The following is a 25,860-nucleotide window of genomic DNA, read 5'->3' on the forward strand; positions in this document are numbered from 1 at the left end:
CGGCGCTTATGACAGAAGCCCCCGTTTTCGGGGGCTTCTCCATTACATTTCAGCAAGCTGTTCTTACGATGTAATTCCTGAATGAGTATTGCGTGTTCGATCGACCGGCCACGCTGCTCAGGCTTCCTGCCCGAGCCAGATGGCGCCGCCGATGCTGTCCTTGCGGGCACCGGTGACAGATGCCAGCGAGGTATTCTCCTCGCGCCAGCGCAGCACCCCGAGCAGTGCCATCACGAGCGCTTCCTTGTAATCGACCAGGGCATCGTCGGCCACAACGACCTCGATGCGGTGGTCGTCGAGCCATTCGCGGAGGCGGCTGACGAGAAAAGTATTTCGGGCACCGCCGCCGGTGATCAGCAGCTTCCGGTTCTCGAGCTCCCCGGCATAGCCTTCAAAGGCATCTGCGATCTGTACGGCGATATGCTCGGTGTAGGTAGCCAGCGCGTCTTCCGGGCTGAGGCCGGCCTGCTCGATCAGCGGCAGGATCACCTCGGTGCCGAACTCGTTGGCCAGCGACTTGGGCGCGGCTTTCGGGTAGTAATCAAGCGCGTTGAGCTGCGCCAGCAGCGAGGCGTTTACCGTGCCCATTGCGGCGAGGCGGCCGCCGTCGTCGAAGGGCTTGCCGGCCTTTCCGGCGAGCGTGTTGAGCACCCGGTTGGCGGGGCATACATCGAAGGCCAGCGGCGGACCGTTGTGTACCGATATATACATCGAAGGCCAGCGGCGGACCGTTGTGTACCGATATATTGGCGATGCCCCCGAGGTTGAGGAAAAGGCGGAAGTCGGTGAAGAGCAGGCTCTCGCCCAGCGGCACGATCGGTGCGCCCTGGCCTCCGTTGGCCACATCGAGCGAGCGGAGATCGCTTACCACGGCGAGACCCGTTGCGGCGGCGATGGTGGCACCGTCGCCCAGCTGCGCCGACACGCCGTCGACGGGTGCGTGCACCGCGGTATGCCCGTGCGAGGCAACAAGCCCCACCTGGTAGTGCAGCGCATGCTCCTCGATAAACTGGTTCACCGCGTCGCCGAGGTAGCGGCCGTAGTTGGCATCGAGTTGCAGGTAGGCGCGTGCCGGCAGGTCCGCCGCTGTGCGCAGCTGCCCGGCCCATTCGTCGGTGTAGGGATAGGTCGCCGCAGCTCGGATCTCCCAGGTCCAGTGACCGGCATTGACATGAAATTCGGCAAACACAAGATCGAGTCCATCCAGCGACGACCCGCTCATCAGGCCCATGGCACGGTAAATCATGCCGCGAATATAATCTGCTAATGTGCTAGTCTGCTAATGTGCTAATGCCCAAAAAACCAGCTCGGCACCTGCCCGGGGAAGGCAAGTGGGCACATCCAAATATTAGCAGACTAGCCGACTAGCAGATTAGCACATTTATCTTAGTTTTGGCGGCTATGTCTACAGGAATGGTAATCAATCTGAGCGAGGAGCATTCGCTGGTAAGCAACTGGGTATCCGAGCTGCGCGACACCGAGATCCAGAAGGATCGCATGCGTTTTCGCCGCAACCTCGAGCGCATCGGCGAGGTGGCGGCCTACGAGATCTCCAAGATACTTCCCAGCACCCGGCGCGACGTGACCACCTCGCTGGGGACCGCCGAGGCACAGGTGCTTTCCGAGCAGCCCGTGCTCACCACCATCCTGCGGGCCGGCCTGCCGCTGCACCAGGGCCTGCTCAATTATTTCGACAAGGCCGACTGCGCCTTTGTATCGGCCTACCGGAAGCACAACGCGGACGGCTCCTTTGAGATCGCCCTGGAGTATTACTCCTCCCCCGACATCGAAAACCGCATCCTCATCGTTTCCGACCCGATGCTGGCCACAGGCGCGTCGCTGGTGAAAACGGTGCAGTACCTCCGCGAGGAAGCAGAGCCGAAAAACATCCATATCGTAACGGCGATCGCCTGCTCCGTGGGCATCGAGCATGTGCAGCGCCACATCCCCGACGCCACCATCTGGTGCGGCGCCATTGACGAGGAATTGACGGCGAAAGGTTATATTGTGCCCGGACTCGGCGATGCTGGCGACCTCGCCTTCGGCGTCAAAATCCAGAGCTAAGCCAACTTTTTTCGGGGCGTATTAAAATAAATCATAATTTTCCATCTCCTAACTTATGTGAGCATGAACCGTCTTTATGTCACCCTTCTTCTGTGCCTCGGATTCGGAGCAGCACAGGCGCAGGACCCTAATTTTTCGCAGTTTTTCGTATCGCCCCTGACGCTGAACCCGGCGCTCACAGGTAAATTCGACGGCACCGTACGTGTCGCGGGCAACTACCGCAACCAGTGGCCGACGATCAACAACGCCTTCACTACCTATACCGCTTCGGTTGATATGGGCATCCTGAAAGGCCGCATCCCCGAGAACGACGTGTTCGGCTTCGGCGTGATGATGTTCTCCGACAAAAGCGGTAACGGCGTTCTCCAGAACAACGTTGTTTCCTTCTCTACCTCCTACCACAAAGCACTCGACGAAGAAGGCGCCAACCAGATCGGCCTCGGCTTCCAGGGCTCTTATGTCAACAAGCGCCTCAATGCAGTGGGCCTCAACTTCGAAGACATGCTCCGCTCCGACGGCTTTACCGGCGTGACCTCGGAAGACTTCTCGGATAAAGGCAAGCTCTCAGTTTCCTACCTCGACGTCAATGCCGGCGCGCTCTACTCGGGCACGACCAACGGCGACAACAATATTTACCTGGGTGTGTCGATGTACCACCTCAACCGCCACAAGGAGACGTTCAACAAGGGCGATTACTACCTGCAGCCCCGCGTAACGATCCACGGCGGCGCGCGACTTCCCATCGGCGAGTTCAACGCCTTTCACTTCAGCGCCAACTACAGCCGCCAGGCGAACGCCAACAACACCATGGTGGGCGGCGCCTACGAGTGGAACCTTAACCAGGAGTCGGATGTGCCTACGAGCCTCTACATCGGCAGCTGGTACCGCTTCAAGGACGCTATCATCCCGTACGTAGGCTTCGAGTTCGGCTCGTTCCGCGCCGGTATGAGCTACGACATCAACACCTCGTCGCTGAAGGCCGCCTCCAACATGCGCGGTGGCGCCGAGATCTCCCTTATCTACATCATGAAGCCGGCCGATCACCTGCCGAAGCTGAATTGCCCGAAATTCTAAACTGCCTATAGAACTTTTTACCCTCGAACCTCCGGAAATCAATTTCCAAACAACACACGGAAACGTGTCAAACTGCCTGCTTATTGAAACGGCCCCGCGAGGGGCCGTTTCGTATGTAGGATGTCTGATCTAGGATGTCTGATGTAAGGGTATGATAGGACCGTCGTCAAAAGCAAAAGGATCGCCACGCGATCCTATCAAATCCGACATCCGACATCCGAGATCCTACATCAATCGAGCAGGTCCGGTCGTCGCTCCTCGGTCCGCCGAACGGCTTCGTCGTGGCGCCACTCCTCTACTTTCCTGGGGTCGCCGCTTAGGAGGATGTCGGGAACCTTCCAGCCCCGGAACTCGGCCGGCCGGGTATACACCGGCGGGGCCAGCAGCCCGTCCTGGAACGAGTCGGTGAGGGCTGATGTTTCATCATTGAGCACACCGGGCAGGAGGCGCCCGATCGCGTCCACCAGCACCGCCGCGGCGAGCTCGCCGCCACTCAGCACATAGTCGCCGATGGAGATCTCGTGGGTCACGAAGTGGTCGCGCACGCGCTGGTCGATGCCCTTGTAATGGCCGCAGATGATCAGGATATTTTCAAGAAGCGACAGGCGGTTGGCCGCCTTTTGCTCGAGGCGCTCGCCGTCGGGCGTCATATACACGATGGCGTCGAAGTGACGCTTCTGCTGCAGCTCCTCGATGGCTTTTACCAGGGGCTCACACATCATCACCATGCCCGCGCCGCCGCCATACTGGTAGTCGTCAATCTGGCCGTAGGCATTCACCGCCCACTGGCGCAGCTGGTGCACGGCTACGGTGAGGTGGCCTTTATCCTGCGCACGCTTCATAATGGAATGATTCAGCGGGCTTTCGAGTAATTCGGGAAGAACGGTCAGTATGTCGATGTGCATGGAACTACAAAATTCAAAAGTAAAAATTCAAAAAAGGGTGACGCGACGGGCCGTCGCCGGGGCAGGAGCCGGCTACAAAGCAACGCAAAGTTCCGCCGGAATGCTTTTGACTTTTGATTTTTGATTTATTCCTCAACATCGCTGCTGTCGGAAGTGAAATCGTCAATATCGCGCCGCTGCTTCTTGGTGGGGCGGCCGATCTTGCTGGGGCGCTTGCCGGTGTGGAAGGACGCCGCCTGGAACTTGTTGGGATCAACGATCTGGTCCTCGGGCGTCATGTCGATATAGTGCTTGATGGCTTCAGGGTAGGCTACGCGGCTTTGCAGCAGCCCCGTGACCTTGATGATCCACTTGCGGGCCTCCGCGCGCACTTCGTACTCATCGCCGATGCCGACGGTGCGGGCTGCCTTCACGGGAGTGCCGGCAAGACGCACCTTCCCCGAGTCGCAGGCCGCCGCCGCTTCCGAGCGCGTTTTGAACAGGCGGATGGACCACAGGTATTTGTCAATGCGTACTTTTTCCTTGCTTTCTGTCTTCACACAAACCCATTTTCGATAGGTCCCGCAACATAGCACATTTAAACGTAATATAGACCACTCCGAGCCTCAGCTTTCCGACTTCTTCACGACCTTCTCGGCAACGGCGGGCTTTTTCTTGATCCGCAGCGAAAAGCGCCCATAGCTGGTCGGCACATGGTCGCCGAGGAGCTCACCCCAGGGCTTGAGGCCATCAACCCGGTCGAAGATGATCTTGAGGATACCCACGAACGGGATGGAGAGGAACATGCCGGAGATGCCCCAGAGTGCGCCGCCCATCAATACCACCACCACCGAGATGAGCGCGTTGATATTCACCTTCGAGGAAACGATCCGCGGCACGAGCACGTTGTTGTCGATGAACTGGATCAGCAGGTAGGCGCCCACGATCCAGAGCTGCTTGCTGAAACCATTGCTGGTGACGGTAGCCATGAGCACCGGGAGGGCGATGGCAATGATGCCGCCGATGTAGGGAAGCATGTTGAGGATGGCCCCGAGCACGCCCAGCAGCAGGGCATATTTCACCCCGATCAGGAGCAGGGCCGTCGAGTTCATGGCCGCCACGATCGCCGCCTCCAGCAGCAGCCCCACCATATAGCTCTGGATCGCCAGCTTCGTCTCGCCCAGGATCTCCGACACCTTGGCCGCATTATGCTCGGCAAACACCTTGAAAAGGAAATCGAGGATCAGCGTTTTGTAAAAAAGAAAGAGGAACACGTACACCGGCAGCAGCAGGAGCACCCCTACCGTTCCCAGCACCGTGTTGAGGGTGCCGCCGATCAGCGCCTTGCTGCTGTTGCCGGCTTCATTCATCAGCTGCATCTGCTTCTGCATCGACAGGCCGAACTTATGCTGCATCCAGACCTGCGCGGTGCTCAGGAGGCTGCTGAACTTGGCCTTCAGCGCCGGCAGGTTCTCGCCAAAGCCCATGATCTGGGAGGAAAGGAAATAAAAGATCCCGGCAAAGACCAGCAGGGCCAGCAGCATCGCCAGGGCGATCGAGGGGATCTTGCCGAGCTTATGCTTGGCCAGCCGGTTCACCAGCGGGTTGAGCAGCAGGGCAATGATGACCGCAAAGGCCAGCGGCGTGAGGATGTCGCCCAGCGTTTTCAGGATAAACGTAAACAGCACCAGCCCGAGCATAACAACCGTGACCTTGGCGTAAAAAGGAAGCTCCCTTTTCTCCATAACCCATTTTGGGGCAGATGTAGCAAATTGCCGGCCACGGCCGGGCTGCTGTTCCTGCGGTACCGGGTGTCCAAACAAAAGGCCGGGAGTTGATCACTCCCGGCCTTATTCTATTTGCTGCAATGCGGTTAGCTCTGCGCGAAGAACTTATGGAAATACGGGATCGTCTCGATACCCTTGTAGTAGTTCTCCAGGTTGTATTTCTCGTTGGGCGAGTGGAGGTTGTCATTGTCGAGACCAAAGCCCATGAAGATGATCTTGGTGCCCAGCTCACGCTCGAGGATGGAGCAGATCGGGATGGAGCCGCCACCGCGCACGGGGATGGGCTCTTTGCCGAAGGTCGTCTGGATAGCCTTGGCGGCTGCCTGGTAGCCCTTGCTGTCGATCGGCGTCATGTAGGGCTCGCCGCCGTGGTGCTCCTCGGCATGAACGGTCACGCCCTTGGGCGCGATCTTACGGAAGTGCTCCAGCAGGATCTCGGTGATCGTTTGCGAATGCTGGTTGGGCACGAGGCGCGCCGAGATCTTCGCATAGGCTTTCGAGGGAAGCACGGTCTTGGCGCCTTCGCCGGTATAGCCGCCCCAGATGCCGTTCACCTCGAGGGTGGGACGAATGCCGGTGCGCTCGTTGACGGTATAGCCTTTTTCGCCCCATACGTCGCTGACGCCGAGGTCTTCCTTGTATTCTTTTTCGCTGAAGGGCGCGCGGGCCATCAGCTCACGCTCTTCCTTCGAAGCTTCCAGCACCTCGTCGTAAAAACCGGGGATCGTGATGTGGTTGTTCTCGTCGTGCAGCGAGGCGATCATCTTGCAAAGCATCGTGATCGGGTTGGCCACGGCGCCGCCGTAGGTACCGCTGTGCAGGTCGCGGTTGGGGCCGGTCACTTCCACCTGGATATACGAAAGGCCGCGGACGCCGATATCCAGCGAAGGTGTTTCGAGCGAGATCATCGAGGAGTCGGAGATGAGGATCACATCGGCCTTCAGCAGGTCTTTATGCGCGGCCACGAAGGTGCCGAGGTTGGGCGAGCCCACTTCCTCTTCGCCTTCGATGAGGAACTTGACGTTCGACTCGAGCGAGTTGGTCTTGACCATCGTTTCGAGCGCCTTCACGTGCATGTAAAACTGGCCCTTATCGTCGGCGGAGCCGCGAGCGAATACCTTACCTTCCTTGATCACGGGCTCAAAGGGACCGCTGTGCCACAGCTCCAGCGGGTCGGCGGGCTGCACGTCGTAGTGGCCGTATACAAGCACGGTCGGCTTCGAGGGGTCGATGATCTTCTCACCGAAAACCACCGGGTGCCCCGCGGTCTCCATCACCTCGGCGCGGTCGCAGCCGGAGTCGAGAAGGCGCTGGCGTATCAGCTCCGCGCATTTACGCATATCGTCTTTGTGCTCGCTCTTCGCAGAAATGGAAGGAATGCGCAGCAGCTCGAGCATCTCGTCGAGAAAGCGCTGCTGGTGCTGCTTCTGGTATTCGGTCCAGGCCGATTGGGTATGTTCCATCACGTCAGGTTTAAAATGATGGGCTAAAGGTAAGGGACGATGTCAGATCTCGAATGTAGGATCTCGAATGTAGGATGTAGGATCTCGGATCTCGGATGTCGGATGTGAGGCAGTGTCTTTACATCAGCCATCCTACATCCGACATCTTATCAGGGGTAGGCGATGAAGTAGTAGTTCTTCTTCCCGTGAAACTGGTCGGCGAGTTCCGCAAGCGTGAAGGCTGGTTCTTCGGCGAGGAAGCGCTCCATGAGCGATATATGGTAACCGAGGGCGCTGAAGAAGTCCCACAGGATTTCGGGCGTGCTGCCGTAGATGTCGGAGCCGCCGAGACCGAATTCGAAGATCACCACGGGGCGGTACCGCCGGAGCACCTCGGTGGCGCCGCGGAGCACGGCAAGCTCACCGCCTTCCACGTCGATCTTAAGCAGATGCACGGGAAGTCCGTACGACAGCAGCACGTCGTCGAGGCGGCGTGTTTCAACGGAGATGCTCTGGTCTTCCTCGTGTGGCCGGTCGTAGCGGCGCTTGCGGAGTCCGCTGTAGGCCGGGTTGGACGTGACCCAATTGAAGGGGGCCGTGCCGGCCACGTCGGAAAGGGCATACGGGAATATGTGCACCGCGGGGTTGCCGCCGTAATGCTGGCGGAGGCGCGCAAACAGCGGCGGCAGCGGCTCGAAGCCGAAGTGGTGGCCGCGCGGCGCGGCGCGACGCATCAGCTCGAGGATCTCGCCGCGGTGCGTGCCCACGTCCACACAGTTGCTATCGGGGCGGCATACGCGCTTCAGCACCCGCACGGTATCGCGGTCGTAGCGCTGGTTGGGCGTGAGGGGAAACGGGAGGATGGCGGCCACTTTTTTCAGGGCATCTTTCAATAACTGGAGGCGCTCGTTCATCAGGGTTCTTTCTTTTTCACGGTCGCCGCCTTTTGCACAAGGGCGCTGCCGAATTTATTCTTGATTGCATCGACGGCGCGGAACAGCTCGAGCTGCTCCAGCGAATCGTCGAACAGGTTCATCTGGACGGTCACGGGGATGAGATGCGAAAACCGCACGCCCAGCAGGCGGATCTTCTCCCCTTTCTTCCAGAGCTTTTCAAAATTATTTTTCACGCGGGTCAGCAGCACCGGGTCGAAGGCGGTATAATCCACCACCTCCTGCCGCGACACCGTGGTAAAATCGGAGTACCGTATTTTTACGGTCACGCAGCCCGTGAGCCGCTCCTCCTTGCGAAGGTCATATGCCGTTTCCTCGGTCAGCTGCACCAGCTGCCTGTGGAGGAATTCCGGGTCGTTGCTGTCTTCCGAAAATGTCGTTTCATGCGACAGCGACTTCTGCTCGCTGTAGGGCTCCACCGGTGAGTCGGAAATCCCGTGCGCTTTTTCCCAGAGCTTTTTCCCCCATTTGCCAAACCAGGCTTCGAGGTGTTCCACCGGCGTCTTTGCGAGCTGCTCGATCGTGCGGATGCCCAGGCCATAGAGCTGCTGCTGCGTCGCGCCGCCAACGCCGGGGATCTTGTCGACCGTGAGCGGCCAGAGGAAAGCCGTTTCGCGGCCATGCGCCACCTCAAGGTAGCCGTTTGGCTTGGCCTCGTTGGTCGCCATCTTGCTTACAAGCTTGTTGGCCGAGAGACCGTAGGAGATCGGGAGCCCCGTTTCGCGGGTGATCTTCTCGCGAAGCTCGCGGGTATACTGCGTCACGCCGAAGAACTTGTCCATGCCCGTCAGGTCCACGTAAAATTCATCGATCGAGGCTTTCTCGTATTGCGGCACCGAGTCGGCGATGACCTGCGTCACCATCCGGGAATACCTGCTGTATTCGCCGTGCGATCCCGAAATAAAGATGGCTTCGGGGCAAAGCTTCTTGGCCGTCAGCGAGGGCATGGCACTCTGGATCCCGAACTTCCGCGCCTCGTACGAGCAGGCCGCCACGATGCCGCGCTGCCCGTCGCCACCCACGATGAGGGGCTTGCCGCGCAGCTCGGGGCGCTTCAGTAATTCAACCGACACGAAGAAGGCGTCGAGGTCGAAGTGCGCGATATGCCGGGGGGAAGAGGTCACAGCCAAAGGTACTGCTTTGGGTAGGGGTTTTGGAAGGTTTTGGGAGGTTTTGATTTGGTTTTAAAAGGGTTTTGGAAGGTTTTAGGATTTTGTGTTTTTCCCCTACCTTGAACGCGATGGACACAGACGCCCTGCAGGCATTTGTCAACAAGCTTTACCCGCTCAGCGAGGAGGATTGGGAGGCCTTCCGCGACCTGTGGCAACCCTTCGACTGCCGCCGCAAAACGCTGCTGACGGCTGCCGGCAACACGGAGCGCTACCTTTATTTCGTGCTTGACGGCATTCAACGCAGCTACTACGTGGCGCCCTCGGGCAGGGAAGCCACCATCGTGTTCACCTACCCGCCCTCCTTTTCGGGCGTGGCCGATTCCTTCCTCACGCAAACACCCTCGCGCTTTTCGTTTGAAACGCTGACGGCGTCTTCCTTCCTCCGCACCTCCTACACGCAGGTAGCCGCACTGATGGAGCAGCGGCCGGCACTGCAGGCGCTTGTGCTGCGTACAACTTCGTTTGTGCTCAAAGGTGTGCTCGAGCGGATGGCCGAGCAGCAAACGGCCGGTGCCGAAGAAAAATTCCGGTCCTTCCTGGGGCGCAGCCCCCACCTGTTGCAATCCATTCCCCATAAATACCTCGCTTCGTACCTGGGCCTCGATGCGGCGACCTTCAGCAAGCTGCTCGGAAGCGTAAGGCTGTGAGCAGCCATTGACTATTGAATAATAATAATTGGATATTGAATAATGGAGCAAGACTCGCCTCCGGCACAGCTTCCGTTATTCAATAAACATTATTCAATAATGATTATCCAATGGCCACGCCCGTGGTTTTTTGTGCCCAAATCATGGCGTAGGCAAAGATTTTGCACTACCTGCCCGGGTAGCTTTGTAAAAAATAACCCGATATGGCAAAATATAAAACAGAAGACCTGCTGCAGCAACTGCGCACCGATGTGGAACGCATCCGTGCAGCGGCGGGCTTTTTCAAGGATGCAGACAAGAACAAGATGATCTACTCCCCTACGCCCGAAAAGTGGAGCGTGGTGCAGATCCTCGAGCACCTCAACGCCTATGGCCGGTATTACCTGCCGGCGATGGAGAAGGCAATGACCGACCGCGTGACGCACAAGTCGGCCTGGTTCCAATCGGGGTTCTGGGGCGATTATTTCACGAAGTCTGTGAAGCCCACGAACGTGTACGAGGTAAAGAACAAGATGAAGGCGATGAAAGCCTACACGTTCCCCAACAGCCTGCATGTGGAGACGGTGCTCAGCGAGTTTATCCGCCAGCAGGATGAGCTGCTTCGCCTGATCGGCATGGCGCAGCACGTGGACATCGGCGAGGTGAAAGTGCCGGTCAGCATTACCAAGCTTATCAAGCTCAAGCTGGGCGACAGCCTGCGCTTCATGGTGGCCCACGAGCAGCGGCATATGATCCAAGCCCGCAACATGCTCAAAAAGGTGGGCGTTGCCACCGACCATTTCCCGGTGATCCTGGAAACGGGCGCGAAGCAGGCGCATGTGGCACTATCCTAAATAGATCTCCAGTAATCCATCAGGCAGGTTCACATGAACCTGCTTTTTTTTGCGGTCGATCGAACGGATCGTGTCTTCGTTGAGCGGAATCAGCGCCTCTTTGCCATCGACCTCGATGCGGCAAAGCACCTGGTGGGGCTGCTCGATCACTTCGAGGATGGCACCCAGCGATTTTCCTTCTTCCACGATGGCAAAGCCAAGCAGGCTGATGGGGGCTGTCTTGGCGGAGTATTTCTGGAAGTCGGCCTCGGGGAGCCACACGTCCTTCTGCGTCAGCCGCATGGCCTTCTCGCGGCTGTCGACATCCTGGAGCTGGATATACAGCTCCTCGTCGCTTTTTATCTTGGCAGAGGCGACGAACCAGGGAAGAAAGCGTTCCTTTCCTTCCTCCAGGAAAAGCGCCTGCAGGCCTTTCAGCGAAGTTTTCTTGCCCAGGCTGTGTACCAGGATCAATTCGCCCTTGAGTCCGAAGGCCGCCACGAACCGGCCGATCTTGAAGTATTCCGTCATAAGGAGAGATAGAGAGGTTGACTAGTTGATTCGTTAATGGGTCTGGTTGGCAAAGGTCGCTCGTGTTTACGAATCGCTTGAAAAAAGGTCCGCCGGGAATGTAGAAAAGCGCTGTGACGGCTCGCTCCCAGCAGCAGGCTGCCACGAAACAAAAGGTCCCGCCAAAGCGGGACCTTGAATGTTTTGAGGTTGGGGTGCTTACCCTTCGGAACCTGCGTCTTCTGCTGCGGGCGCTGCCGGTGCGGCGGGGCGCTCACGGCGCTGATAGGGCGGATTCCGCATGGCGCGGCGTGCTCTCATGGCCTCTTCCTGCTTCTTGCGGAACTGAGCCTCGTGCTCGGTGTGCCACTGCTGGAATTTCTCCATGGCCGTAGCCTCGTCAAACAGGCCCAGGGATACACCGCGGAGCAAGTGCTTCAGGTACAGAACACCTTTGTTCGACAAGATCTTACGTACGGTGTCGGTAGGTTGGGCACCCTTGTTCAGCCACTCGAGAGAGCGCTGACGATCCAGCTGCACCGTAGCGGGCGAAGTCTGGGGGTTGTAGGTACCTAATTTCTGAATGAACTTACCATCGCGGGGGCTGCGTGCGTCGGCAACAACGATGAAGTAGAAGGGTCGCTTCTTGGACCCGTGTCTCTGCAGTCGGATTTTAACTGGCATTTTAAATAGACATTTAAATGCGTGAACAAATAAAATTTAGGCCTACAAAACTACGGAACGCGCGCTACTTGAACAAGGTACCGGGGCTTTTTTCGACAACTTTCTGAAAAAAAGCGGCCGGCGGGCCCGCTTCAGCGGGGCTTTCCGCTTACAGAGGGATGGCCGCGGACGAAAAAGCGGTACGGGAGGGCCGCGTCGGCGCCGGCATAGGCGACCCCGATACGGGGCGAAGCTTCGATGGCCGCCTCCGGATAGCGGAAACCATCGTCGGCGATCCGGACCTGCGGGCCCGTGAGCGGGAGGCCGCATTGCGCCGTATGAAAGCCAAGGGCCTTGCCCACGTTGCCCGGGCCCCGCGTCAGGCTGGCGTCCTGCACGCTCTTCCCGCTGCGGCGCAGCATCGTTTCGATCCCTTCCACCGGCTCCAGGGCCCGGACCAGGATCGCATGCGGCACCCCTTCTACGTTGGTCACGATATTGAACATCTGGTGAATACCGTAACAGAGATACACGTAGGCGCGCCCCGCCGGCCCGAACATCACCTCCGTGCGGCGCGTGCGGCCCCTGAAGGCATGCGAGGCACGGTCCTCCGTGCCCCGGTAGGCCTCCGTCTCCACGATCCGCCCCGACGTCCGCTCGCCGCCAAACTCCGTGATCAGGAGCTTGCCGATGAGGTCGCGCGCCAGCGCCACCGGGTCGTGATGCTCGTAATACGAAACGGGCAGGATCTTCATACTGCAAGTTAGGCGGCCGCTAACAAGAGAAAGAGCGCAGGTCTATTAGGATTTCCATGATTCACGCAGATAATGCTTGTGTGCGTCGGCAATTCCTAACTAATCTTCCTAATCTGCGTATCCGCCAGCGGACGGATCTTCGTTCGTTCTCTTCCGGCGGCTTGCCGCCCGTTTCCGTATCTTGCCCGCACAACCCATTGCCCTTGCTCAAGGAGATCATCATCGCCATCCAGTCTTTTTTCGAAGCGCATGCGTTCATCCGCCGCGAGCGGCTCTGGCGCTGGATCCTGATCCCGGGGATCCTCTACACCCTTCTCTTCATCGTAGGCGCCTGGTATTTCCTCCATTCCTTCGACGCAGCCTACGAATGGTTTTCGGTGAAGACGGGACTTGCCGCCTGGGTACGCAAGGAGCGCAGCGGCCTGCTGAGCGCGCTGTTTGTCTTTGCCGGCATCTTCCTGTGGCTACTCGGCTTCGTCCTGTATTTCTCGTTCTTCAAATATTTCTTCCTCATCGTCGGCTCGCCGCTGTTTGCCTACCTCAGCGAAAAGACGGAAGCCATACTCGAAGGCAAGGACTTTCCCTTCTCGCTGCGGCAGCTGCTCCGCGATATGGCCCGCGGCATCCGGATCGCGCTGCGCAACGGCCTCTGGCAAACGGTATACATGGTGGCGCTGTTCCTTGTATCGCTGGTGCCCGTGGCCGGCTGGATCGCACCACTCATCGCGCTCTTCGTGGAATGCTATTACTATGGCTTTTCGATGCTCGACTACTCGCTGGAGCGGGCCCGTATGAGCGCGCCGGAAAGCATCGATTACATCAGCCGCCACAAGGGCCTCGCCGTCGGCAACGGGCTGCTCTTCTACCTCATGCACCTCGTGCCCATCGCAGGCTGGGTGCTGGCGCCGGCCTATGCCGTAGTGGCCGCCACCCTGAGTCTTCATAAAATCAAAAAGGCATGAGCGCTGTCGTCTACCTGATCCCAACCGTTCTCGAAGAGGGCGTGCTCGCCCCGCTACCGGCCTACGTGCTCGACGCCGTCAAGGCCTGCAGTCATTTCTTCGTGGAGAACGAGCGCACGGCCCGCCGCTTCCTCAAGGCGCTCTGGAAGGAGATGCCAATCGACGACTACGCCTGGTACAACATGCGCGAGGTTACACCCGAAGTGCGTACCGTATTTCTACAGGCCCTGAAGGAGGGCAAAACGGTCGGCATCCTCAGCGAGGCCGGCTGCCCCGGCGTTGCCGACCCGGGCCAGGAGCTGGTGGGCATCGCGCAGGAAAAGGGCGCCGTCGTGAAGCCGCTGGTGGGGCCGTCCTCCATCCTCCTCGCCCTGATGGCCAGCGGGATGAATGGCCAGCAGTTCCGGTTTTCGGGCTACCTCCCGATCGAAAGCGGCGAGCGCGTCAAAGCGATCAAGGCCCTCGAAAGCGAATCGCGTCAAAAGAATTGCACCGAGATCTTCATTGAAACGCCCTACCGAAACAACCAGTTGCTGGAGGTGCTCGTCAAGACCTGTGCGCCGCAAACGAGGATCTGCGTGGCGGTAGACCTGACGGGTCCGAAGGAATCGGTACAAACAAAAACGCCCGCACAGTGGCGGGCGTCGATGCCGGAGCTGCACAAGCGCCCCGCGATCTTCCTGCTCCACGCAGGGCAGTAAGGTTATTCTTCTTTCACACCATCCACGATGTACCTCGACTCACCGCGCCAGAAGAGCGTGCTTTTCTTTTCGGTGTAATGCAGCGAAACGCGATGTCCTTCCAGCTGGAGCAGCCTTGTGGCAACGGAATCGTTCGTCACCGAAAAGAAGAATTTCTCCGAGGCTATCGGCACGTTGTTGCTGCTGCTCACACTGCTGAGAATAAGCTCGCCTTCATACGTTTTGAAGACGTTGCCTTTTTTCGAAAACTTCTGCAGCAGCCCGAAGCGGTTGCCTTCGCTGTAGGTAAAGAAGTAACGCCAGTAGACGAAGATCCCGAGCAGCAGTAGTACTATGAGAACAATGCCCCAGATCAGCTTGCGGGCACCGCGGCGGGTACCGTCCGAAACATACGGTCGTTGCATGGAAACAGGCTTTCCGCTACTGCATCCAATTACAGGCCATACTGATCCACAAGGTAGACGAGGGCGGCGATGTTGAGCGCGCCGAGCTCGAGCTCACGCTTGTTGACGTTCTCGAAGATATCGTTCGGAGCATGGTGAAAATCGAAGTAGCGCTGCGAGTCGGGAATGAAGCCGCAGGTGGGCACGCTTAGCTGCTGCCCCAGCGGACCGATGTCGGAGCCGCCACCACCGCGGCGAAACTCCGAGGCCCCGTAGGGCGCCAGCAGCGGCTGCCAGGCGAGGAACTTCCGGTACTGCTCATCCGAGGCCGTCAGGCCAAAGCCGCGGGGTGTAAAGCCGCCCTCGTCGCTTTCGAGCGCGAAGATGTGACGCTCGCCTTTGGCCTTTGCTTCCTCGGCATACTTGCGCCCGCCGCGAAGCCCGTTCTCTTCGTTGGCAAACAGCACAAAGCGGATCGTGTGCTTCGGCTTGTAGCCGAGTGCCTTGAAGGCCCGCAGCACTTCGATGGTATGCACCACGCCGGCACCGTCATCATGGGCACCCTCGGCAGGATCCCAGGAGTCGAGGTGACCGCCGATGGTGATCACCTGGTCGGGGAATTCGGAGCCACGAAGCTCACCGATAACGTTGTGGCCGATAGTATCGGGCAGAAAGCGTCCGTAGGTCTGAAGCGTTGCCCACACGGTGGTACCCGAGCGGATGCTGCTGTCGAGCCAGTCGGCATCGCGCAAGCCCAGTGCGACGGAAGGAACGGTCTTGACCGTGTCGCCCGAAGCAGTGCTGCCGGTATGCGGGAAGTTGTCGGTGCTTTCGGAAAGGCTGCGGATGGCCACACCGACGGCTCCATATTTCGCGGCGCGCACCGGTCCCTGGCCCCGGTACTTGCCGGCGTCGCTGTAGGCCTCGAACGTATGTACAAAGCGCGGGTTGAAGGCGTAGTTGAAGAAGACGATCTTGCCCGGCACCGAATCTTTCATGGCTTCGAGCTCGTCGAAGTCGTGCACGAGCAGCACGGGCGCGCGGCGCGCCCCATTGGAAGAAAGCGAGTTGCCCAGCGCCAGCGCGTTGAGGCGACGCACCGACCAGTTGCGGCTTTTTCCGTTGCTGGACGTAAGACGCTCGGCCTGGAAAATATCGCGGCCGCCGCGCAGCCAGTGCGGCACCAGGCATTGCTGGAGCCAAACGCGATCGGCACCCGCGGCCTGCAGGGCACTGCTGCCCCAATGCTCGGCACGCGGCATCGCGGGTGAGCCTGCGAGGCGACCGCCAACGCCCTTCGTCAGCTGGCGAAGGTTCTCATAGGCCGTGCTGTGGGTCAGTACTTCATCGGCAAGGCGACGCAAAAAAATGGAATCGGCATTTTGGGAGTGGGCGGCAGCAGCCAGGGCGAGGCCGGCCATCAGGGTAAGGAAACGCTTCATGGCCATAAAAATATCGAATAACGAATATCGGATAACGAATAACGAATTGGAGAGAAGGATCCTGTCCGTCCAAGATTCGATATTCGAAATTTGTTATTCGATATTCGATATTCAATATTCGCTGCCCCCCGGCGTACCTTAGCAGCCTAAACGGTTACAGGTCCATGCGCATCGGAATTGTTTGCTATCCTACTTTCGGCGGAAGCGGCGTGCTCGCCACCGAGCTGGGCAAGGCGCTTGCCCAGAAAGGACACCAGGTCCACTTCATTACGTACCAGCAGCCGGTGCGGCTTACCGGCTTTATCCCGAATATTTTTTACCACGAGGTGCAGGTGCCCACCTATCCTCTCTTCGATTACCCGCCCTACGAAACGGCACTGGCCAGCACGATGGTGGACGTGATCAAGAACAACCATCTTCAGCTTCTCCATGTACACTACGCCATACCGCACGCATCGGCGGCGTATATGGCGCGGCAGATCCTGGCCGAGGAAGGGATCCATATTCCCGTCATCACCACGCTCCACGGAACCGACATCACCCTCGTGGGCCGCGACAAGATGTACGAGCCGGTGGTTACCTTTTCGATCAACCAGAGCGATGCCATCACGGCTGTGTCGCAGAACCTGAAGGACGAGACCTTCAAGCATTTCAAGATCAAAAAGCCGATCCACGTCATTCACAACTTTGTTGACGTGGCCCGCTTCCAGCGCAAGCCGATCGATGCCTTCCGGCGGGTGATCGCGCCCAACAACGAACGGATTCTTCTGCATGCCTCCAACTTCCGGAAGGTGAAGCGCGTGCAGGATGTGGTGCGGATCTTCGCCAATGTCATCAAGGAAATTCCCGCCAAGCTCCTCTTCGTGGGCGACGGTCCCGAGCGGGCCACCGCCGAAGACCTGAGCCGCCAGCTCGGTGTGTGCGACGAGATCCGCTTCGTGGGCAAGCAGGAGCAGATGGAAGACATCCTGGCCATCGCCGACCTGTTCCTGCTGACCTCCGAGTACGAAAGCTTCGGCCTCGCCGCCCTTGAGGCGATGGCGGCCGGCGTCCCCGTCATCAGCACCAACGCGGGAGGTCTCGGCGAGATCATGATCGAAGGCGAAACAGGCTATATGGGCGCCATCGGCGATGTGGACACGATGAGCCGCAGGGCCGTAGAAATACTGTCCGACGATGAGCGCCTGCAGCAGTTCAAGCGCAACGCGCTCGAGCACGCCCACCGCTTCGACATCAACAACGTCATCCCGCTTTACGAGCAACTTTACGACGAGGTGCTGAGCAAGGAAACCGTGAGCTGAGGAATAGCGAACAAGGAACAAGGAATTTCCAACATTGAATAGAAAAAGCCCTCCGACGGAGGGCTTTTCACTTCGATATTCGTTATCGATATTCGTTATTCGTTATTCGATATTCGATATTCCTAGCGATGCAGCCAAGAGCTCGGGTTCAGGCGCGTATACTCCATCTGCATTCCGAAGTCGAGCTTGCCGCCCGAGCCGTCGTCGTCTTCCGACGTGGTTCCGATCACCTGGCCGCGCTTCACCTGCGTGCCCTTGCTAACGTTCACATTCGCAAGACCGCTGTAGATGGTAAAATATTTACCGTGGCGGATCATCACCGTCATTACATCGGCCGTTCCGGTCACCAGCGTTACCTCGCCATCGAACACGGCCTTCACGGCGGCGCCGGCGTTGGGCGTTGCGAGGGTGAGGAAGGCGTTGTCGAAATCGAGCCCGCCGACCTTACTGATACCGTAGGGGATCTTGACGCTTCCCTGGTCTACCGGCCAGGGCAGGTTGCCGCGGTTGCGCTCGAAGGTGGCGGCCAGCGCGCGCTCGCCTTCATTGAAGATGAGCACACTCTCGCGCTTCGGCTTCGGAGTCGTCTTCGGGGTTGTTTTCGGAGCGCTGGGATTGGCTTTCGCGGCGGCGGCCTCGGCGGCACGGCGCTCGGCTTCGCGGCGCTCGGCCTCGCGCTTCGCGGCTTCGATCTCACGGCGGATCATCACCGCGATCTGCTGCTTCAGCTGGTTGTCGCGCTTGCGCTTTGAAGCAAGCTCCTTGGACAGTTCCTTCTCCTGCGTTTTGAGCTGCGAGGCTACGCGGTCTTTTTCCTTGCGCTGGTCTTCCAGCTCGTTGTATTGTTCGGTCTGGTTGGCCAGCGCGCGGTTCTTGTCGTTGCGCTTGGCGAGCAGCTGCTGCTTGCGCTCCTCGATGGCCTTGGCGGTTTCGCGGATCGTTGTCAGCTGCGACTGCCGGTAAAGACGGTACGTGCGCAGGTAGCGAACGCGCTTGAGGGCATCGTTGAAGCTTTCGGCCGAGAAAACGAAGTTGAGGTAGTCGTAGGAGCTGCGGTTCTTGTAGGCATACACCACGCTGCGCGCATATTGCTCCTTGAGCGTATCGAGCTGCCGCTGCAGGCGATTCAGCTCGAGGGTGCTGAGGTAGATGTCATCGGAGAGAATGTGTATCTCCTTGTCGATGCTGCGCAGGAGCCTGTTCTGCACCTCCATGCGGTCCTGGATCACCTTCAGCTGGCCAAGGGTGGCCTTGGTGCGGCCCTTGATCTGGCTGTATTGTGCCTGCAGTTCGCGCAGCTCCTTCTGGATGGCCTTGCGTTCGTTCTCCATGCGGGCACGATCGGCGGCGGTCTGTGGCTGTGCCCAGGCTGCTGCGCTGACGAGTACCAGTAGAATTACGAGAAGCTGTTTTTTCATCCGCTGTTGTTTTGGCCGGATTGGTATAACGTACGCCCGGCCGGATATATTTTTACTGTCGTTTGTAATTTTTGGGGATGCTGAACGGGAAGCTCACTTCCTCGTTGAATGCATATTGCCGGAAGTCCATCTTCACGCTCAGCTTCTTGGCACCCGATAAAATGATCTGGCGTTTCGTGGCAAATTGCACGCCGCCCTTTTCCTGGTAGTCGGTATAGGTGATGTCGGCCGTGCGGTTGAGCGCCTGGTCGAGGTCATCGATCTTGCTGCGGCTTACGGTGAGGTCGCCTTCGTTAAGCGCCAGGAGGTGCTTGAACCAGGTGCCGACGCTGAGCAGCGTCAGCGTGCCCGAGCTGCGGGCGTACGTAGAAACACTGTCGAAGAAGATTGGGTTGCCCACGATCAGGTCCTGCATCGTGCCGAGGTCGAGCGGCATATCGGTCACCTCCTGGAGGTAGGCCATGCTGCGCGCGGTGTATACTTTATCGAGCTTGTTGAGGATCTTCACCGAGTCCTTGCTGATCAGGGCGCGCATGCCTTCGATGCCCATGAACCCGGTTGCCGAGATCCAGATGGCGCTGTCCCTATAGATGCGCACGTTGACGTTCAGGTTCTGGTTCTTGTTCGTAGCGTCTTTATAGTCGATGTTGATCTTCGCGGTGAACGTATTGTAATCGATGTGATGGGCGCGGACAGCGTCGAGGGTGCGCCGGATAAACGCCAGCGTGTCGTCGTGGCCGTTGGACTTCGCCGGCAGCATCTGGGTCGAGTCTTTTTTGGCAAGCGCCGCGCCGATCTTCTTGGTGGAGCGGCAGGAGGCCGCAACGGCGGCGATGAGCACGATCAGTATCAGTTTCTTCATGGTTCTACTCTTTTCCGGTGGAGCCGAATCCTCCTCCCTGTCGGTTGGTCGACGCGAGTTCCGTTACGGGCACCCACTGCAGCTGGTCAACCCGTTGCAACACGAGTTGTGCAATGCGCTCACCCGGCTGTATGACCTGCGGCGCGGCATCGAGGTTGATCAGCAAAACCTTGATTTCTCCACGGTAATCGCTGTCGATGGTGCCGGGTGTATTGAGGCAGGTGATGCCCTGCTTCCAGGCAAGGCCGCTGCGCGGTCGCACCTGCGCCTCGTAGCCTTCGGGCAGCTCGATGAAAAGCCCTGTCGGCACCAGTGCGCGCTCCAGCGGTGCGAGCTGCACGGGAGATTCGAGGTACGCGCGGAGGTCGAGGCCGGCGGCTCCTGCCGTAGCATAGGCCGGCAGTGGCCAGGGCGACTCATTCCGAACAGGTACCGCTACCGGGGTCATAGCGCCAAAGATAAGGGCGGCAGGCACGAAGTATGTTAAATCCGTTGCAATAATGCCGTTGCATAGGCCACCACGCCTTCCTCGCGGCCCACGAAGCCAAGACGCTCGGTGGTCGTTGCCTTGATCGATACATCGCGGAGCGTAAGCCCGCAGATCGATGCGATCGTTTCCTGCATCTGCGGCACGTAGGGCTTGATCTTCGGCTCCTGCAGGCAAAGGGTCGTGTCGATGTTCACCACACCATAGCCTTCGGCGCGGATAAGCCGGCAGGTCTCCTCCAGCAGCAGCTTGCTGTCGATGCCTTTATAACGTTGATCGGTATCCGGGAAGTGCACGCCGATATCACCCAGCGCCAGCGCGCCGAGCAGCGCGTCGCAGATCGCATGCAGCAGCACGTCGGCGTCGCTATGACCGATGCAGCCGCGGTCGTGCGGCACGTGCACGCCGCCGAGCATCAGCGGCCGCCCCGCGCCAAGTTGATGAAAGTCTACTCCCGAACCGATTCTATACATCTGTAGTGCTTTTGGCGAAGATAGTGGGGACGCGTGAGTCGTGAGCGGTGAGCGGGTGAGCGGGTGAGCATGTGAGCGGTGAGCGCGTTTCGCTTCTCATCCTTCCTTGTTCCTTGTTTCCAAAAGAAAAGGCCTTGCAATCGCAAGGCCTTTTCTTTTGGAAAACGGTTTTTCTTATTGTGCCGTCGTTGTGCTGCCGCCGCCGGCCTTGCCGCCGAGGTCGAACAGCAGGGAGAAGCGCAGGGTGTTCGACAGCGGGTTTTGATTCACGCTGTTGCCACCCGAGGGTACGAGGTACGAGAAGTTCAGTCCGAAGGAGCTGTATTTGAGACCCACGCCGGCCGTAAAGTAGCGGCGGTTGCCTTTGGTTTTGTCTTCGTAGAAGTAGCCGGCGCGCAGGGCGAACTGGTTGTTGTACCAGTATTCAGCGCCGGTCGAGATCTGCCATTCGCGGAGTTCCTCGCTGAAGCCGCCGGGGGCGTCGCTGAAGGAGGAGAACCAGCTGCCCACAACGCTCTTGTTGCGGTAAGCGGTAGCGCGTGCCGTGTTGATGGAGTCGGCATCGGGGTTGGTGCTGCCGTCTTCGAAGCTCGGGGGCGTCGGCACCAGCAGCTTGTTGAAATCAACGCCGAACATCAGCTTGTTGCTTTCGTTGAACACGAACGTGTAGGTAGTACCGATCGCGAAGTTGGCGGGGATGAAATCCTTTTGCTGCGCGTTGTTGGTGTACGCGATCTTGGAGCCGAGGTTGGTGAGCGCGAGGCCGAATGCCCAGCCCTGGCCCTGTGCGTTCTGGCGGTTGTGGTACAGGCCGATGTCACCGGCGACGGCGCTGCCCGGCTTGTAGCTGGTCGTACCGATCGACGTATTGCCGGCCAGGTTGGAGTGGATGTATTTCAGGCCAACACCGATACCGGTGCGGGGCGAAAGCTTGCGGCTGTAACCGAGGTCGAAGCCGAACTCGCGGGGACGGCCCGTCTGGATGTTGTTGCCGTTCTCGTCGGTGAACTGGATGTCGCCGAGGCTGAAGTAGCGCAGCGAGCCGGAAACAGCCGAATTTTCATCGACCTTGTAGTAGCCGGCAGCCGACGCCATATATACGTCGTTTACAAACTTCTTGAGCCAGGGAGTATAGGTTACGTTGATGCCTCCACGCTGTTCGTTGAAGGGAACTTTACCGAGGTTGAAGTAAGAAGAGCTCGCATCAGGATTGGTAGCCACAGACAATTCGCCCATGCCACCGGCGCGGGCATCCGGAGAGATACGCAGGAAGGGTACGGCTGTCGTTACGACATTGAGTTTTTGCTGCGCATGCAGCGAGGAAGAACATAGCAAAATCGCGCCAACAGTTAGTTTCAAAGCAGTTGCTCTCATAGACATTTTTTGTAATAGAGGTGTGAAAATATAGAGTTTTGGTTTATTCTCAACTTTTTCTTCGGGAACGTTTCCGCTACAATACGACCAGTTTTTGAAGCTGGCTGGCCTTTTTCCCGTCACTGCTCTCCACCGTCAACCGGTAGATATACACACCTCTCCCAACGCGCTGGCCAAAATCATCGCGCCCATCCCATTCGGTCTCATTCGAACGGTCACCTTCGGTTATTATTGTGTGGCGGATCGTTTTTATTAATCGCCCGGCTACCGTATAGATTTCAGTCCGTACCCGCAGCTCGAGCCCCGGCTTGTTGTGCTCAAACCAGAATTGCGTGCGGGTGGTAAACGGGTTGGGGTAGTTGAGTACGTGCCCGAGCACGAGCTCCTCGTCTTTCGCCACCGTGAAGTCGAGCGTGGCGAGGCTCGAGTTGTTGACCACATCCCAGGCTTTGATGGTCAGCGTGTGGGGCCCCGGTGTCAGCGCCGGAAGCTGGAAGCGCACGCTGCCCTTCTGGTAGGTGTCGGGATCGGTCTCGTAAAAATCATTCAGTATATAATAATTGCGGTTGTTGCCATCGATGGTGACCACGATGTCGTGGTCGATACCTGCGTTGCCGGTGTTGATACCCGACGAATCGGCGAGCCGGAGCAGGAGCACCGGGTTCTCGTTGGTCACCGATCCGCTCACAAAGCGGTCGTCGTTAAGGAAGGCGCGGATCTGCGGTCCTTCCTTATCGGTGACGGTGCCGGGTGCGATACCACCGATCAGCACATTGCCCGAAACGCCGGTGGCATCACGCAGCGAGTCCTGCGCATAAAAACTCATGCGGCCCGCGCCGTACTGGAAGTTGATGTCGCGCGGGAGGCGGAAGCGAAACCGGAAGCGGCCCGCGCTGGCCGTCACTTTACCGCGAAACAGCGAGGCGGTCTGCACCTGGAAGGGCACCGGGTTGCTCGTGGGGTCGTTGCCGAGGGTGCGCACGGTTTGCGGCTTGTCGAACAGCGTCAGCGACACGCTGCCGTTGAAGTCGCTCAGACGCACGCCGGCCACATTCGTCACCTCGCCCTCGATCTCGGCAAACTCCGTCGCGCTCAGCGTGTCGATGGTCGCGATGGGATGCCCGTTTACCAGGAGCGGCTGCACCCGGTTTTTCGGGAAGCCGATGGTCATCGCCGGGTCGCCGAGCAGGGCAAACTTCCGATTGTTGGTGATGTCGCCGCTCGTTGCGTAGGTGCTATTTTTCGACGCCTGTACTGCCTCGCCCAGCGTCTTGTAGCGCCCGGCCGCATCCGGCTGCAGCGCTACCTGGAGATAGTTGTTGTTCAGGAGGCGGTTGCTGAAGGCAAACACGACGCGGTTGGTCGTCATCAGGGCGATGGCGCCGGTGCGGCGTCGCAGCAGCAGGTCTTCACCGATCGAGTTGATCCCCGGCAGATCGTAGGGCGCAAAGTCGCAGGTGGCCGTCACGAACAGCGGGAGCCGGTTGGCGTTGTTCCAGTTGTTGATGATCTCCTGGTCGGCGATCGTTTCTTCGGCGAGCCGCGCATAGCCGCCGTGGCCGCTGTAGTTCCAGATGAGGGCGCCGTTGAGGATGTTATTGTTGATGGCGGCGTTGGCCTGCGGGTAGGTGCCCCCTGCGGTGCCGCCCTCTTTGCGGTAGGCGTCGAGGTAGATCTTGGTTTCGTTGAGGTAGGGATCCTGCGCCGCCGCCGTTGCGGCCATGGTTTCGGCGTCGTCCAGGTGCAGGTTGTAGTCCTGGTCGTCAGCCACGAAGGTGGCGTTGTTGCGCCAGGGGCCCAGCGAGGCCGGGCTGTGGTAGGCCAGTAGCTTGTCGACAAAGCTTTGGGCCTCGCCGGCGCTACGGGCGGGGATCCGCCCGATACCGATATCGAGCGTATTCACGATGAGCCCGCTGTTGATGTCCTCGTTGTCGTCGAGGAAACCGAAGAAGTCATCGGAAGCATAGGTCGACAGCGGGTCGAGCGAAGCGGGACTTTCGTATACCTGGACGAAGTTGGTATTGTTCCGGACGCGGTCTTGATAGTCGAAGGAGCCGCGTCCGAGCAGGAGCAGGTATTTGCCCGAAGCGCCCCAGGAGGAGCGGTAGCGGTCGTAATAGAGCTTGGCGAAGTCGCGGAAGGCGGCGGGATCGGGGCTGCCGCCCGAGAACTCGCGGAAGACCTCCTCGGTGGTCACGGTCGTTACGCGGAGGCCGTCGTGCTGGCGATGAAAGGCGGCGAGCTGCTCGGCCTGCGCCCGGAAGGCGGGGTAGCTGATGATCAGCAGGTCGCTGGGCGCGGTAGCGTGGAGGTCCTGGTTGGGCACCGCCCCGGCCGCCTCCGGCACGGGGAAGTCGGAGCCGAAGGCCACGAACTCGTGAAGTCGATCGCCCGGAACCCCGAAGCTGAGCGTGCTGCCGCTGAGGGCGCCCGTCACGGCCTGCGCCGAAAACGGGTCCGTCACATCCCACACCTGCGTTCCCGTGCCGGCGCCGCCGAGGTGGAAGCTTGCGCCCGGCCCACCCACCACCGACCAGTCGCGGAACAGCAGCTGCCGCCCTGCCGGCAGGCTCAGGCTGCGGCGGTACACGATTTCGATATAATCGAGCCAGCCCTGCGCATTGGGACCGCCGGGCACGTAGGTATAGCTGAGGTTCATCCCCGAGCCGCCGAAAAGCGTAAAGCCGGTCTGGGTGGCCTGCTGGGCAAAGAGGTCGTTGAAAATGCCGGTGACCGGGAGCACCGGTACCTGCAGGGCTTGCTGGCCGTTGAGGGCAATGCTGAAGGAAGAGCCGGTACCGATCGAGCGGGCGGCCACGCGGGTGCGGAGACGCAACTGGCTGCCGGCTACCGCGTCGGGGGCGTCGAGCGAAAAGCTGCGCGCCAGGGTGCGGCCGGGCAGGTTGCTGAATTCCTCGCCCCACCAGTCCTTGCCGCTCGACAGAAAATTCACCGAGTCGTTCTCGTAGAATACGTGCTCATCAAACGAGCTCAGCTGCTGGGGGCCGGCGGCGACCGGCGCGGCGGTGGTTACGCGCTTGCCGCTGCCGCCGATGCTGATAAAATAATAGGCGCGCTCGGAATAGAGGTTTTTCTGGTGGGTGAAGGAGCGGTTGACGGAGTCTTTTTGCCAGGTATGGGGCCCGCGGGCATAGAAAAGGGCGTAATCGGAGCCGCTGAGGGTGCCGTCGCCGCCGTCATTCACCGCCAGGGCTACCTCCTCGAGGTCGTCGACGCGGGGCGCTGTGTTGCTTTCGGGGAGCATACCGGCGGTTGCGCCATATACCCGGAGGGCCGCCGAGGGCACCGAAGCGCCCAGCCCGAGGCTGCCCAAAAAAGCGGCATCCAGCTTATACACGCCATCGGCCGGAACGGCCACGCGGTACCAGGTTCCGGAGGCCAGCACCGAGTGCGGTTTCCAGGAGCGCTGGGCCCGGGGGCTGGTGGCAAGAAACGTGGTGAAAAGCAGCAGCAAGGCGGTTCGGCACGGAGCGGTCATCGCGGAAAAATAACAAGTGAGGCGGTAATATCGGCAAAAAAACGAATTCCCTTTCGGGGATTAACACAAACTTTCTATATTCGCAAACCTCCTTGATCCAATGTCCGGGGACATACAATAATTCCGTTTCGGCGGCGTTTTACAATTCCTGATCAAAGGCTCAGTGGGGTCTGTATTGCACCAGTAGTCCTTTTG

The 25,860-nt window shown here is 59.2% G+C and carries 26 protein-coding genes; 7 read left to right on the plus strand and 19 right to left on the minus strand.

Translation table 11 applies throughout. The features are described from left to right. Nucleotides 1-117: 117 nt before the first annotated feature. Complete coding sequence (locus ACYU7Z_RS08350) at nt 118-651, minus strand: anhydro-N-acetylmuramic acid kinase (protein WP_460569326.1); 534 nt, start codon at nt 649-651, stop codon at nt 118-120. Continuing rightward, nucleotides 542-1,246 carry an anhydro-N-acetylmuramic acid kinase gene (locus tag ACYU7Z_RS08355; protein ID WP_460569328.1) on the minus strand — a complete coding sequence of 235 codons (705 nt, stop codon included), beginning with the start codon at nt 1,244-1,246 and terminating at the stop codon, nt 542-544. Before ACYU7Z_RS08355 ends, ACYU7Z_RS08350 begins: the two co-directional genes overlap by 110 nt. A gap of 155 nt (nt 1,247-1,401) precedes the next feature. Here ACYU7Z_RS08355 and upp point away from each other — a divergent pair, with 155 nt between their 5' ends. Both upp and ACYU7Z_RS08365 read left to right on the plus strand, forming a co-directional pair. Further along, nucleotides 1,402-2,064 (plus strand): uracil phosphoribosyltransferase, encoded by a 663-nt coding sequence (upp, locus tag ACYU7Z_RS08360; protein ID WP_460569330.1) that lies wholly within the window; start codon nt 1,402-1,404, stop codon nt 2,062-2,064. 63 nt (nt 2,065-2,127) lie between these two features. Next, nucleotides 2,128-3,138 carry a PorP/SprF family type IX secretion system membrane protein gene (locus ACYU7Z_RS08365; protein ID WP_460569332.1) on the plus strand — a complete coding sequence of 337 codons (1,011 nt, stop codon included), beginning with the start codon at nt 2,128-2,130 and terminating at the stop codon, nt 3,136-3,138. Between the two features lie 230 nt (nt 3,139-3,368). On the opposite strand, the gene trmD is transcribed toward ACYU7Z_RS08365, so the two are convergent. The 6 genes from trmD to dinB all read right to left on the minus strand — a co-directional run bounded on the left by trmD (nt 3,369) and on the right by dinB (nt 9,328). After that, nucleotides 3,369-4,043 carry a tRNA (guanine(37)-N(1))-methyltransferase gene (gene trmD / locus ACYU7Z_RS08370; RefSeq protein WP_460569334.1) on the minus strand — a complete coding sequence of 225 codons (675 nt, stop codon included), beginning with the start codon at nt 4,041-4,043 and terminating at the stop codon, nt 3,369-3,371. 125 nt (nt 4,044-4,168) lie between these two features. Continuing rightward, nucleotides 4,169-4,582 carry an RNA-binding S4 domain-containing protein gene (locus tag ACYU7Z_RS08375; RefSeq protein WP_460569336.1) on the minus strand — a complete coding sequence of 138 codons (414 nt, stop codon included), beginning with the start codon at nt 4,580-4,582 and terminating at the stop codon, nt 4,169-4,171. 66 nt (nt 4,583-4,648) lie between these two features. Next, the gene (locus tag ACYU7Z_RS08380; RefSeq protein ID WP_460569338.1) at nt 4,649-5,767 is read right to left on the minus strand and encodes an AI-2E family transporter; all 1,119 of its coding nucleotides are present in this window, start codon (nt 5,765-5,767) and stop codon (nt 4,649-4,651) included. 128 nt (nt 5,768-5,895) lie between these two features. Continuing rightward, nucleotides 5,896-7,272, minus strand: a complete 1,377-nt coding sequence (locus ACYU7Z_RS08385; protein ID WP_460569340.1) for a M20 family dipeptidase — start codon at nt 7,270-7,272, stop codon at nt 5,896-5,898. 149 nt (nt 7,273-7,421) lie between these two features. Next, a complete protein-coding gene (locus ACYU7Z_RS08390; RefSeq protein ID WP_460569342.1) occupies nt 7,422-8,165 on the minus strand; it encodes an FkbM family methyltransferase in 744 nt (247 codons plus the stop codon). Then, on the minus strand, nt 8,165-9,328 hold the full coding sequence (dinB, locus tag ACYU7Z_RS08395; RefSeq protein WP_460569343.1) for a DNA polymerase IV: 1,164 nt from the start codon (nt 9,326-9,328) through the stop codon (nt 8,165-8,167). The genes ACYU7Z_RS08390 and dinB overlap by 1 nt, the downstream gene beginning before the upstream one ends. Nucleotides 9,329-9,444: 116 nt before the next feature. Between dinB and ACYU7Z_RS08400 the strand changes: the two genes are divergently transcribed. Further along, nucleotides 9,445-10,023: a Crp/Fnr family transcriptional regulator gene (locus ACYU7Z_RS08400; RefSeq protein ID WP_460569344.1), complete on the plus strand. Its 579-nt coding sequence runs from the start codon at nt 9,445-9,447 to the stop codon at nt 10,021-10,023. Nucleotides 10,024-10,226: 203 nt separating this feature from the next. Next, nucleotides 10,227-10,856 (plus strand): DinB family protein, encoded by a 630-nt coding sequence (locus tag ACYU7Z_RS08405; RefSeq protein WP_460569345.1) that lies wholly within the window; start codon nt 10,227-10,229, stop codon nt 10,854-10,856. Here the strand turns inward: ACYU7Z_RS08405 and rimM are convergent. The 3 genes from rimM to ACYU7Z_RS08420 form a co-directional block, all read right to left on the minus strand. Then, the gene (gene rimM, locus ACYU7Z_RS08410; protein ID WP_460569346.1) at nt 10,848-11,366 is read right to left on the minus strand and encodes a ribosome maturation factor RimM; all 519 of its coding nucleotides are present in this window, start codon (nt 11,364-11,366) and stop codon (nt 10,848-10,850) included. The genes ACYU7Z_RS08405 and rimM overlap by 9 nt on opposite strands. Nucleotides 11,367-11,564: 198 nt before the next feature. Further along, nucleotides 11,565-12,029 carry a 30S ribosomal protein S16 gene (rpsP, locus tag ACYU7Z_RS08415; protein ID WP_460569347.1) on the minus strand — a complete coding sequence of 155 codons (465 nt, stop codon included), beginning with the start codon at nt 12,027-12,029 and terminating at the stop codon, nt 11,565-11,567. A gap of 131 nt (nt 12,030-12,160) precedes the next feature. Beyond that, entirely contained in the window at nt 12,161-12,763 is a 603-nt protein-coding gene (locus ACYU7Z_RS08420) for a DNA-3-methyladenine glycosylase (protein WP_460569349.1), read from the minus strand. Nucleotides 12,764-12,966: 203 nt separating this feature from the next. Between ACYU7Z_RS08420 and ACYU7Z_RS08425 the strand changes: the two genes are divergently transcribed. Both ACYU7Z_RS08425 and ACYU7Z_RS08430 read left to right on the plus strand, forming a co-directional pair. Continuing rightward, nucleotides 12,967-13,725 carry an EI24 domain-containing protein gene (locus tag ACYU7Z_RS08425; RefSeq protein WP_460569351.1) on the plus strand — a complete coding sequence of 253 codons (759 nt, stop codon included), beginning with the start codon at nt 12,967-12,969 and terminating at the stop codon, nt 13,723-13,725. Continuing rightward, nucleotides 13,722-14,426: an SAM-dependent methyltransferase gene (locus ACYU7Z_RS08430; protein ID WP_460569353.1), complete on the plus strand. Its 705-nt coding sequence runs from the start codon at nt 13,722-13,724 to the stop codon at nt 14,424-14,426. Before ACYU7Z_RS08425 ends, ACYU7Z_RS08430 begins: the two co-directional genes overlap by 4 nt. A 2-nt stretch (nt 14,427-14,428) precedes the next feature. On the opposite strand, the gene ACYU7Z_RS08435 is transcribed toward ACYU7Z_RS08430, so the two are convergent. Both ACYU7Z_RS08435 and ACYU7Z_RS08440 read right to left on the minus strand, forming a co-directional pair. After that, a complete protein-coding gene (locus tag ACYU7Z_RS08435) occupies nt 14,429-14,830 on the minus strand; it encodes a hypothetical protein (protein ID WP_460569355.1) in 402 nt (133 codons plus the stop codon). 29 nt (nt 14,831-14,859) lie between these two features. Continuing rightward, nucleotides 14,860-16,251 carry a M20/M25/M40 family metallo-hydrolase gene (locus tag ACYU7Z_RS08440; RefSeq protein WP_460569357.1) on the minus strand — a complete coding sequence of 464 codons (1,392 nt, stop codon included), beginning with the start codon at nt 16,249-16,251 and terminating at the stop codon, nt 14,860-14,862. 164 nt (nt 16,252-16,415) lie between these two features. Here ACYU7Z_RS08440 and bshA point away from each other — a divergent pair, with 164 nt between their 5' ends. Then, a complete protein-coding gene (gene bshA, locus ACYU7Z_RS08445; RefSeq protein WP_460569359.1) occupies nt 16,416-17,552 on the plus strand; it encodes an N-acetyl-alpha-D-glucosaminyl L-malate synthase BshA in 1,137 nt (378 codons plus the stop codon). Nucleotides 17,553-17,674: 122 nt separating this feature from the next. Here the strand turns inward: bshA and ACYU7Z_RS08450 are convergent, their stop codons facing one another. The 6 genes from ACYU7Z_RS08450 to porU form a co-directional block, all read right to left on the minus strand. After that, a complete protein-coding gene (locus tag ACYU7Z_RS08450) occupies nt 17,675-18,970 on the minus strand; it encodes a murein hydrolase activator EnvC family protein (protein WP_460569361.1) in 1,296 nt (431 codons plus the stop codon). Between the two features lie 52 nt (nt 18,971-19,022). Beyond that, nucleotides 19,023-19,832, minus strand: a complete 810-nt coding sequence (locus ACYU7Z_RS08455) for a DUF4292 domain-containing protein (protein WP_460569363.1) — start codon at nt 19,830-19,832, stop codon at nt 19,023-19,025. A gap of 4 nt (nt 19,833-19,836) precedes the next feature. Beyond that, on the minus strand, nt 19,837-20,280 hold the full coding sequence (gene dut, locus ACYU7Z_RS08460; RefSeq protein WP_460569365.1) for a dUTP diphosphatase: 444 nt from the start codon (nt 20,278-20,280) through the stop codon (nt 19,837-19,839). A 35-nt stretch (nt 20,281-20,315) separates the two neighbouring features. Continuing rightward, nucleotides 20,316-20,792, minus strand: coding sequence for a 2-C-methyl-D-erythritol 2,4-cyclodiphosphate synthase (gene ispF, locus ACYU7Z_RS08465; RefSeq protein WP_460569367.1), 477 nt, complete (start codon nt 20,790-20,792; stop codon nt 20,316-20,318). A gap of 174 nt (nt 20,793-20,966) precedes the next feature. Then, the gene (porV, locus tag ACYU7Z_RS08470; protein WP_460569369.1) at nt 20,967-22,166 is read right to left on the minus strand and encodes a type IX secretion system outer membrane channel protein PorV; all 1,200 of its coding nucleotides are present in this window, start codon (nt 22,164-22,166) and stop codon (nt 20,967-20,969) included. Between the two features lie 76 nt (nt 22,167-22,242). Then, the gene (gene porU, locus ACYU7Z_RS08475) at nt 22,243-25,665 is read right to left on the minus strand and encodes a type IX secretion system sortase PorU (RefSeq protein ID WP_460569371.1); all 3,423 of its coding nucleotides are present in this window, start codon (nt 25,663-25,665) and stop codon (nt 22,243-22,245) included. Nucleotides 25,666-25,860: the final 195 nt, after the last annotated feature.

Source organism: Flaviaestuariibacter terrae, from assembly GCF_054777635.1.

Coding starts and splice junctions, on each gene's coding strand:
- ACYU7Z_RS08355 (WP_460569328.1), bottom strand. CDS start 1,246: ATGATTTACCGTGCCATGGGCCTGATGAGCGGGTCGTCGCTGGATGGA.
- upp (WP_460569330.1), top strand. CDS start 1,402: ATGTCTACAGGAATGGTAATCAATCTGAGCGAGGAGCATTCGCTGGTA.
- ACYU7Z_RS08365 (WP_460569332.1), top strand. CDS start 2,128: ATGAACCGTCTTTATGTCACCCTTCTTCTGTGCCTCGGATTCGGAGCA.
- trmD (WP_460569334.1), bottom strand. CDS start 4,043: ATGCACATCGACATACTGACCGTTCTTCCCGAATTACTCGAAAGCCCG.
- ACYU7Z_RS08380 (WP_460569338.1), bottom strand. CDS start 5,767: ATGGAGAAAAGGGAGCTTCCTTTTTACGCCAAGGTCACGGTTGTTATG.
- ACYU7Z_RS08385 (WP_460569340.1), bottom strand. CDS start 7,272: ATGGAACATACCCAATCGGCCTGGACCGAATACCAGAAGCAGCACCAG.
- ACYU7Z_RS08390 (WP_460569342.1), bottom strand. CDS start 8,165: ATGAACGAGCGCCTCCAGTTATTGAAAGATGCCCTGAAAAAAGTGGCC.
- ACYU7Z_RS08400 (WP_460569344.1), top strand. CDS start 9,445: ATGGACACAGACGCCCTGCAGGCATTTGTCAACAAGCTTTACCCGCTC.
- ACYU7Z_RS08405 (WP_460569345.1), top strand. CDS start 10,227: ATGGCAAAATATAAAACAGAAGACCTGCTGCAGCAACTGCGCACCGAT.
- rimM (WP_460569346.1), bottom strand. CDS start 11,366: ATGACGGAATACTTCAAGATCGGCCGGTTCGTGGCGGCCTTCGGACTC.
- rpsP (WP_460569347.1), bottom strand. CDS start 12,029: ATGCCAGTTAAAATCCGACTGCAGAGACACGGGTCCAAGAAGCGACCC.
- ACYU7Z_RS08420 (WP_460569349.1), bottom strand. CDS start 12,763: ATGAAGATCCTGCCCGTTTCGTATTACGAGCATCACGACCCGGTGGCG.
- ACYU7Z_RS08430 (WP_460569353.1), top strand. CDS start 13,722: ATGAGCGCTGTCGTCTACCTGATCCCAACCGTTCTCGAAGAGGGCGTG.
- ACYU7Z_RS08435 (WP_460569355.1), bottom strand. CDS start 14,830: ATGCAACGACCGTATGTTTCGGACGGTACCCGCCGCGGTGCCCGCAAG.
- ACYU7Z_RS08440 (WP_460569357.1), bottom strand. CDS start 16,251: ATGAAGCGTTTCCTTACCCTGATGGCCGGCCTCGCCCTGGCTGCTGCC.
- bshA (WP_460569359.1), top strand. CDS start 16,416: ATGCGCATCGGAATTGTTTGCTATCCTACTTTCGGCGGAAGCGGCGTG.
- ACYU7Z_RS08450 (WP_460569361.1), bottom strand. CDS start 18,970: ATGAAAAAACAGCTTCTCGTAATTCTACTGGTACTCGTCAGCGCAGCA.
- ACYU7Z_RS08455 (WP_460569363.1), bottom strand. CDS start 19,832: ATGAAGAAACTGATACTGATCGTGCTCATCGCCGCCGTTGCGGCCTCC.
- dut (WP_460569365.1), bottom strand. CDS start 20,280: ATGACCCCGGTAGCGGTACCTGTTCGGAATGAGTCGCCCTGGCCACTG.
- ispF (WP_460569367.1), bottom strand. CDS start 20,792: ATGTATAGAATCGGTTCGGGAGTAGACTTTCATCAACTTGGCGCGGGG.
- porV (WP_460569369.1), bottom strand. CDS start 22,166: ATGAGAGCAACTGCTTTGAAACTAACTGTTGGCGCGATTTTGCTATGT.
- porU (WP_460569371.1), bottom strand. CDS start 25,665: ATGACCGCTCCGTGCCGAACCGCCTTGCTGCTGCTTTTCACCACGTTT.